This window comes from Clostridium sp. (genome assembly GCF_036642255.1).
GTDB lineage: Bacteria > Bacillota > Clostridia > Clostridiales > Clostridiaceae > Clostridium_J.
In genome coordinates this window covers 1-7,328 of record NZ_JAVWDJ010000083.1, presented here as the reverse complement: position 1 = coordinate 7,328, position 7,328 = coordinate 1, and the positions used below count along the sequence as shown (strand labels likewise).

Sequence of the window (7,328 nt, the reverse complement as noted above, 5' to 3'; positions counted from 1 at the left end):
ATAAGCTATAAAGTTAATTCTTATAGATTGTAATCATAAAGTAATGTAATTACATTCTATAGTAACTTAACTTTATAGCTCCTCAAAATCTCAAAACAATAACCGTGCCTTCCTTCTAAAGTACTTTTATACTTTATATTATTTTCCATTTAATCTTTTTAAAAATAAATTAATTGAAAATAATGCAGTATTTACCTCAAAAGTAATGAGAAAACTTGAATCAATTCTAATTAACTAAAACCCATTGTTCCATTACTACTTCTAGCTCTCTCTCCATTTCCATCTTTTCGTTATAATATTTGTTTAATTCATCATATTCTGATTGAAAAGCATTAATTTTTATCTCTATCTCTACAAGGCTATTTTCCAATATTTCTATTTTTTCTTCTAATTTTTTTCTTTTAGCTTCCTTCTGTTTTTCTTCGTCTGCTACCTTCACCTTTTGTAACTTTTCTTTTTTAACAACTTTTTCTTCCAACACCTTTTTCTTTTCATTATTTTTCATTCTATAATAATCATAATTTCCACAGTAGTCTATAAACTTCTTATCTTCTAAAGCCACAACTCTTTCACATATATTATTTATAAAATATCTATCATGAGATACAAACAATATGGTACCTGTAAAATCTAGCAGTGCTTCTTCTAAAGTTTCGATAGAGTCAATATCCAAATGGTTTGTTGGTTCATCTAACACTAGTAAATTTATATCATTAAAAAGTAATTTACTTAGCATTAATCTGCTCTTTTCTCCACCAGATAAGCTCCCTACTTTTTTAAATACACTTTCACCAAAGAACATGAATTTAGCTAGATATTCTCTTGCCTTTCCTTCTAATATTTCTATATTCTCTCTAAAAAATTGAAGTACTGTCATATTATCATCATTGAATTCAATAACTTGAGGAAGATAAGCCACTTTAACATTAGCTCCAAATTCAACAGATCCATTATCAACAGTTTCCTCACCTAATAAAATCTTCAGTAAAGTTGATTTCCCACTACCATTAGGCCCAATAAAGGCTACTCTATCTTTGTACCTTATTAACATATCTCCATGAATAAATAATTCCTTTTCTTGAAATGACTTTGAAGCTCCTTCTACTTTTATAACTTCTCCTCCAGATCGACCTTTTGTGGTAATATTAATCTTCATATTTACTTTTTCCATATCTGGCTTATCAAGCTTATCCATTTTGTCTAATCTTTTCTGCATACTAGCTGCTCTTTTAAAGAACTTTTCATTATCTCCTCTCATGGCCCAATCTCTCAAATTCTTTATAGACTTCTCCATAGCATCAACTTTCTTTTGTTGAACTTTATAGGCCTCATACTCCAATATCATTTTCTCTTCTTTTTGCCTAATAAACTCGGAATAATTTCCTTCATAGGTGGTGCATAACAAATCTTCGAATTCTACAATTTTTGTAACCACGTTATCTAAAAAATATCTATCATGAGATACTACAATAACTGTACCTTTGTAAGTTTTCAAATATTCCTCAAACCATTCCAAAGCTTCCATATCTAAGTGATTTGTTGGTTCATCTAATATTAAAATATCTGGATTTTCAAGTAGAATCTTACCTAGCATGGCGGTAGTTTTCTCCCCACCACTTAATATATGAAAAGGTTTTTCCAGAAAAGCCTTCTGAAATTTTAACCCTAAGCAAACCCTACTTAACTTTTCTTCTCTATCATATCCTCCTTTCACCTCATACACTTGTTGGATGTAACTATATTGCTTTAATACTTTTTCAAGATCATCTCCCTTTAAATTCTTCATTTTCTCTTCTAGCAAACTCATTTCCTTTTCCATAAGATCTAAATCATTAAAGGCTGTATTAAGAACCATTTCTACAGTACTACCATCTTCATAGGAGGGCATTTGCTCTAAATAACCAACGGTTGCTCCCTTTCTTATAGCTATATCCCCCTTATCCTTTGTTTCTATCCCTGTTATTAATTTTAAGGCAGTTGTTTTTCCACTACCATTTCTACCAACTAACCCAACTCTTTCCCCCTGTTGAACAGTAAAGTTAATATCCTTAAGAACCAAGTTAGCCCCAAAATACTTCATTACATTATTTACTGATAATTCAATCATTTAAATTCCTCCTCACAAATGAATCTGTTAAGGTGTTCTTGCCCATATCATATAAAAATTTAGTTATTTAACTATAAAAAAATCTGGGCAAGTAACTTGTCATCCAGCTTTTTATACGGCCTTTTAAGTAATGAACAAACTCCATTGCATAAAGAATTCAAAGAATATTCTAGTGTCCTTAAACATCTGCATCATAAATAATTATCTTTGATATAGATGTTTGAGCCTTATTCTTATAAATTCTATTTAAACAAAAGTTTCTTGTTTATGAAATATCCGTTATTTAGATCTTTTATCCACAATATAATGATAAAAAAAATTAAACTCAAGATATTATTTTCATAAACCTTCTTAAATAAAAGGCAATAAAAAAACTGGGCAAGAATACACCTACCCAGATATTAATTCTTAATTAAAATATTTCCGGTGAAAGATGAACTACTCGCTTATTGCTGAAAATATGAAATTTTAGACGCACTTATCCCGTTGAATCCAGAATATGCTGAAATTCTGACAGATATTGCTCTAATTTTATGCATTTTATCAACAAAGCAAATATTCATAGTTCTACCCTCCTTAAGTATTATCATTTCTATTATATGTCAATATTAAATAAGTTGCAATATTTTTATTTTTCAAAACATCACTTTTCAATATGAATCATCTTTGCAATGAAATCAGCTAATACTAATACTAATACTAATACTGATGTATTTTTGCTAGCACTTAAAATGTGTATAGTTCCCCAATTTATTGGTAACATTAAACTCTTAATATTTTATATTTTAATTAACTAAAATTTATGTATGATTTTGCTTATTTCATAAATCATTATTCTTCCATGAGTGGAGCTATTTTAAAACCTGCATCTATTATATTTTTCTTTTCTATATTTTCATCTAAATGCATACAATAAACCTTATTTCTTAAAGACTCATCAATAATTTCACATAGCTTTGTAAAAGATAAATGTCCTGTATCCACATAGTCTATAGAAGTAGTATCTTGATAGATACTCTCTATTTCACCTTTTTTCAATAATTCAATTATTGTTTTAGGAATTCTATTTCCATCACCACTATAATAAACAGATTTTTTATCTATTGTGAGAAAAAATCCAAAGGCAGGTATAGATTTCGTATGACTTGATTGCACAAACTCAATAACTATTTCACCTAAGTCATCATCATTTAAATTATTTTTCATAGATTTTATTAAAGTGTACATATCCTCTTTTACTCCTATTACTGAAAAAAGATTTTGCATTAGCGTATTTTCCGGGAAATAAATAGTTGGTTTTATTTTTAGTTTATAATGACAATAAAATATTAAGTCTCCCAAACTTCCTATATGATCAGGATGAGTATGAGTTACAATAATATATACTTTTTTGAGTCTTTCCAATACTTTAAACTTTCGAAGCCTTTCAAATACCGTTCCACCGCAATCTATCAATATCATTGAAGCTCCATTTTTCACAAACCCACTGTTATTTCCAAGTTGTGTATTAAAAGCTGACCCAATACCAAGGAATCTAATCATCTAATCTCCTCTTTTCTTGTATAGTATAAAATTGAATTTAAATATCAATATTCATTATATTTTCTATTATATCATTAGGGGTTATACAAAATAATTTCGTTCTTATAAATTAAACATGATATAATGAAGCTGAGGTGGTATATTATGGTTACTAGAAAATTCATAAAATCTTTTTTCCTCTTTTTTATATTTTCATGTTTTATTTTCACTTCAAAAGTTGCTTATGCTGACGATAATACCCTTATTGAAAAGTATAATATGCTTATTAACGTCAATGCGGATGGTAGCATTTCAATTACAGAAATTTTCAACATGAGTTTTGACGGCTCTTTCAATGGAGGATTTAAAGATATTTCTACACGCAAAACTGATGGGATTAAAAATCTAAAAGTATTCCTTGTGGAAAATGGTGAAGAAAAAGAATTTTTCTATAAAAGTGATGCGCAAAAGAAAGAAACAGGTGTTTACAATAGTGAAGAAATTAAAGATGATTTTTCCAGAGTGAAAGTATTTATACCTTCTAAAAATATAACGAGAACTTTTAAGTTTACTTACGACTTAGTTAATGTAGCTACACTTTATAATGACACTGGAGAAGTTTATTTTAATATTTGGGATAAAGGTTACGACACTCAAGTTAATAACTTTACTGTGACCTTCAAATTGCCAAAAGAAGTTAACAAAAATGAAGTTAAGTTTTTTTCCAGAGGAGTACCATCAATTAATTCTTTGGCACTTTCTAATGATTCTAATATGACAAGTACCATCATTTATAAAGGTGATAAAATAGAAACAACTAATTATCTTTCCATAAGGGTGCTATTCCCAAGAAATATTATTCAAAAATCAGGTAAAATAGTAAACGAGGATAAGATAAACTCCATTATTACAGATGAAGAGCATTATATTATGGAACAAGAATCTAAGGCCCTAAAAAGTGAGAAATTCAACTCTATATTATCAAAATCTATATTTTTAATACTAGCAATAAACTTACTATTAATTTTAAAGTTTCTATCATTAAATAAACGAAATATTGATAATTCGCTACTTTCACTAGTTCCTTCCCCATGTAGTCCCGCTGTAATGAGCTATTTCTATAATGGAATGGTAAGCAGTAAAGATTTCGTTGCTACTATATTAAACTTAAATAAATATGGTTATATAGGCTTAGATAAGGTTTCAGGTGAGAAAAAGGATGATTTTATTATAACGATAAATTCAGTGGACGGTTCTCTTAAAGGTCACGAGAGGAAGCTTTTGTTATGGCTAAAATCTTTCTTGAAGGATGACAACACTTTATCCTTGAATAACTTAGAAAAACTTCTAAAGAAAGACTACAATGCTGCTACAAAATTTAATACCGAATGGTTACAATTGATAAAGGAAGAAGTAGATTTCCTAGACTTTAAAGATAAAACCAAGATTCCTTATGGTGCCCTTTTGATTATACTTTCTATCATCCAGTTCTTTTTCTCAATGATAACTATAATAAGGGGAATATATTGGGGAATAGCACCTTTGGGGTTGTCGGCTATAATCTTTACTTTAGGGATTGTTCTTTGCACAAGACTAAACGATAAAGGTTATACTGAGAGGCAACGATGGAAGGCTTTTCATAAGACCATGAAAAGTGGGAATTTCCATGATGGGGTATCTTTGTATCCTCTTGGAGACTACTTTCCTCATATGATTTCTTTAGGAATCCCAACTTATACATTATCTAAGTTTAGAGAATTTGCTTTGAATAATAGCTTTTTATTAACAAATCTTTGGCTCATGAATTATCTTGCTTTTGATAGCTTCAATAAAAATAATTCCTTTTCATATTATGGCATTCACAGCCTAAGTTCCACTCCTGGAGTTTCCTCAATGGGGTCTTCCACCGGTGGTGGCGGAGGGGCTGGTGGTGGTGGTGTTGGAGGCTTCTAACATTAAAACATAATTTTTATAAATAAGCAAATCAGTTTTCAACTTTACTATAAACAAAGACCATCAATACCTAATGTATTGATGGTCTTACAATTATGCTTTATTATTTTTCTATTACTTCAGATAAACATTCTTCTATAATGTCTTCTGTAATAATATCAATAACTATAATATTTCTTTTCATTTCATTTCCTCCTATTTATTATCCCTTATAAAAATGCCACAACAAAACAGTGTACTGCTCTGAAAATATATTTAGCACAACAGCCGCGCAAAATTATTAATTAGGAATAACTTTAGAAGTATGGGTTCTAAGATTGCAAAATTTATTACTAATAAATTTTATATTATTCTAATGCCAAAAATAACTTTGATTTTAAATTTGTACTCTGTAACTATTCTATAAGAAAATTATATTTTTTATCAACTTACTTAGTATATTCTATATTTGCAGAAATAACAAGTAATTTATATTGGTATTCATGTAAATCAGAACCTAAAATACAAACTTTATCCAAACTTTCATTGTTTCTATATCAAATTCTTATAAAATATCCTTTAAAATCTTTTCAGATATCCTGAATTGCTTGTAATATTCTATATACAGCCTTATTGTACTAATCTTAGTTCTTTCAAGTATTTTTCAAACAAAACATTGAAACTTCCATAAAATAATAAAAGCAGAGTAGTTTTACTCTGCTTCTTATATTACTTATTCTGTTGTGAATGGTAATAATGCTATATTTCTAGCTCTCTTAATAGCTGAAGTTAGCATTCTTTGATGCTTAGCGCAAGTTCCAGAAATTCTTCTTGGTAATATTTTACCTTTTTCTGTAACATATTTTTTTAATTTAAATATGTCTTTGTAATCTATTGCTGTAGCTTTATCGATACAGAATGAACAAACTTTTCTTTTTGGTCTTCTTCTGTTACCGCCTCTATTTCTATCAAAAGCCATAGTTTTCTCCTCCTTACCTAATTTTAGAATGGTATGTCCTCTCCATCATCCATAGGTGTTATATCAGAACTTCCTCCGAAATAATCATCTGGGATTGATGGTGCTCCATAACTATTAGAATTTGTATCATTTCCTGATGCTTTATTTCCACCCCACTCAAGGAAGTGTACTTCATCAGCTACTACTTCAGTAACATATCTTTTCGTGCCATCTTTAGCATCATAAGAACGAGTTTCAATTCTACCACTTACACTTAACTGTTTACCTTTGCTCATGTAGTTGGCAGTGCTTTCAGCCTGTTTACCCCAAACAACTACTGGAATAAAATCAGCTTCTGGCTGTCCTTCTTTCTTAAATCTTCTATTAACTGCAAGAGTAAAAGTGGTTACAGCTGTTCCTGCACCTGGAGTAAATTTCAACTCAGGGTCCTTTGTTAATCTTCCGATTAAAACAACTTTATTCATGTTTCCACCACCTATTAGCTTTCTGGATTGATTATGATATGTCTTATAACACTGTCAGTAATTCTGAATACTCTATCTAACTCTTTAGGTAATTCAGCACTAGCTTTAAAGTTTATTAATGTGTAGAAACCTTCGTTAACTTTAGCGATTTCGTAAGCTAATCTTCTTCTTCCCCATAGGTCAACGTTTTCGATTTCTCCTCCATTATTCTCTATTACACCTTTAAATTTTTCGATGTTAGCTTTAACAGCTTCCTCGTCTAATGATGGATGTAATATGAATATAGTTTCATATGCTCTCATTAGTTTCACCTCCTCCCCTTGGA

Annotated in this window: 6 protein-coding genes; 1 reads left to right on the top strand and 5 read right to left on the bottom strand. The window is 29.6% G+C overall.

What is annotated here, in order from left to right; all coding sequences use genetic code 11:
• Window positions 1-226 precede the first annotated feature (226 nt).
• Window positions 227-2,107 carry an ABC-F type ribosomal protection protein gene (abc-f, locus tag RR409_RS20370; RefSeq protein ID WP_332559610.1) on the bottom strand — a complete coding sequence of 627 codons (1,881 nt, stop codon included), beginning with the start codon at window positions 2,105-2,107 and terminating at the stop codon, window positions 227-229.
• Window positions 2,108-2,938: 831 nt separating this feature from the next.
• Window positions 2,939-3,649 carry an MBL fold metallo-hydrolase gene (locus RR409_RS20365; RefSeq protein WP_332559609.1) on the bottom strand — a complete coding sequence of 237 codons (711 nt, stop codon included), beginning with the start codon at window positions 3,647-3,649 and terminating at the stop codon, window positions 2,939-2,941.
• Window positions 3,650-3,793: 144 nt separating this feature from the next.
• Here RR409_RS20365 and RR409_RS20360 point away from each other — a divergent pair, with 144 nt between their 5' ends.
• Entirely contained in the window at window positions 3,794-5,581 is a 1,788-nt protein-coding gene (locus tag RR409_RS20360) for a DUF2207 domain-containing protein (protein ID WP_332559608.1), read from the top strand.
• Window positions 5,582-6,293: 712 nt separating this feature from the next.
• Here RR409_RS20360 and rpsR read toward each other — a convergent pair.
• Genes rpsR through rpsF form a run of 3 tightly spaced genes read right to left on the bottom strand, consistent with a single transcriptional unit; the run spans window position 6,294 to window position 7,305 of the window.
• Window positions 6,294-6,539 carry a 30S ribosomal protein S18 gene (gene rpsR / locus RR409_RS20355; RefSeq protein WP_332559607.1) on the bottom strand — a complete coding sequence of 82 codons (246 nt, stop codon included), beginning with the start codon at window positions 6,537-6,539 and terminating at the stop codon, window positions 6,294-6,296.
• Window positions 6,540-6,562: 23 nt separating this feature from the next.
• Window positions 6,563-7,003, bottom strand: coding sequence for a single-stranded DNA-binding protein (gene ssb, locus RR409_RS20350; RefSeq protein WP_332559606.1), 441 nt, complete (start codon window positions 7,001-7,003; stop codon window positions 6,563-6,565).
• Window positions 7,004-7,017: 14 nt separating this feature from the next.
• On the bottom strand, window positions 7,018-7,305 hold the full coding sequence (rpsF, locus tag RR409_RS20345) for a 30S ribosomal protein S6 (protein WP_332558765.1): 288 nt from the start codon (window positions 7,303-7,305) through the stop codon (window positions 7,018-7,020).
• Between the last annotated feature and the right edge of the window lie 23 nt (window positions 7,306-7,328).